Raw genomic sequence first — 899 nt, 5'->3', positions numbered from 1 at the left:
CTGTTCCCATGCCGAACACAGAAGTTAAGCGTCTCAGCGCCGAAAGTAGTTGGGGGATCTCCCCCTGTGAGGATAGGACGTTGCCAGGCTTTATTTTTTTAAAAAAGTTATTGACTTTACATAGAATGACCTTTAAAATAGGTAAAGTCGATATGACTTAAAACGGTCTCGTGGTGTAGGGGTTAACATGTCTGCCTGTCACGCAGAAGATCGCGGGTTCGAATCCCGTCGAGACCGCCATTTTTAATTTAATACGTATGGCTTTGTAGCTCAGTTGGTAGAGCAAAGGACTGAAAATCCTTGTGTCGGCGGTTCGATTCCGTCCAAAGCCACCATATAACACGCCGGTGTAGCTCAGTTGGTAGAGCATCTGACTTGTAATCAGAGGGTCGAGGGTTCGAATCCTTTCGCCGGCACCATTTTTTCATGGCGGTTGTGGCGAAGTGGTTAACGCACCGGATTGTGATTCCGGCATTCGAGGGTTCAATTCCCTTCAGCCGCCCCATTAAAATTTAATGAGCCATTAGCTCAGTTGGTAGAGCATCTGACTTTTAATCAGAGGGTCGCAGGTTCGAGCCCTGCATGGCTCACCATTTTCTCATTATTTTTTATTCAATACGTAATTTCACGTGCGGGTGTGGCGGAATTGGTAGACGCGCTAGACTTAGGATCTAGTGTCTTTGACGTGGGGGTTCGAGTCCCTTCACCCGCATCTCTAAATACTTATGCGGAAGTAGTTCAGTGGTAGAATACGACCTTGCCAAGGTCGGGGTCGCGGGTTCGAATCCCGTCTTCCGCTCCATCTTAATATGCGGTCGTGGCGGAATCGGTAGACGCGCTAGGTTGAGGGCCTAGTGGTGGTTAACACCGTGGAGGTTCAAGTCCTCTCGACCGCACCA

8 tRNA genes and 1 rRNA gene are annotated in these 899 nt (G+C 48.9%); all 9 read left to right on the top strand.

From position 1 onward, the window contains the following. A 5S ribosomal RNA gene (gene rrf, locus KNO72_RS15425) occupies positions 1-89 on the top strand; the annotation flags it as partial. Positions 90-164: 75 nt separating this feature from the next. Beyond that, positions 165-240, top strand: a tRNA-Asp gene (locus tag KNO72_RS15420). 19 nt (positions 241-259) lie between these two features. Then, positions 260-335, top strand: a tRNA-Phe gene (locus KNO72_RS15415). A gap of 8 nt (positions 336-343) precedes the next feature. Next, a tRNA-Thr gene (locus tag KNO72_RS15410) sits at positions 344-419 on the top strand. A 10-nt stretch (positions 420-429) separates the two neighbouring features. After that, positions 430-505, top strand: a tRNA-His gene (locus tag KNO72_RS15405). Between the two features lie 12 nt (positions 506-517). Beyond that, a tRNA-Lys gene (locus tag KNO72_RS15400) sits at positions 518-593 on the top strand. A gap of 38 nt (positions 594-631) precedes the next feature. Next, positions 632-712, top strand: a tRNA-Leu gene (locus tag KNO72_RS15395). A gap of 15 nt (positions 713-727) precedes the next feature. Continuing rightward, positions 728-802 (top strand) — tRNA-Gly (locus KNO72_RS15390). A 9-nt stretch (positions 803-811) separates the two neighbouring features. Then, positions 812-899 (top strand) — tRNA-Leu (locus KNO72_RS15385).

It is taken from the genome of Exiguobacterium sp. s123, from assembly GCF_018617075.1.
In the GTDB taxonomy this organism is placed as follows: domain Bacteria; phylum Bacillota; class Bacilli; order Exiguobacteriales; family Exiguobacteriaceae; genus Exiguobacterium; species Exiguobacterium profundum.
The sequence above is the reverse complement of the archived record's forward strand: the minus strand, read 5'-3'. Positions and strand labels throughout refer to the sequence as shown.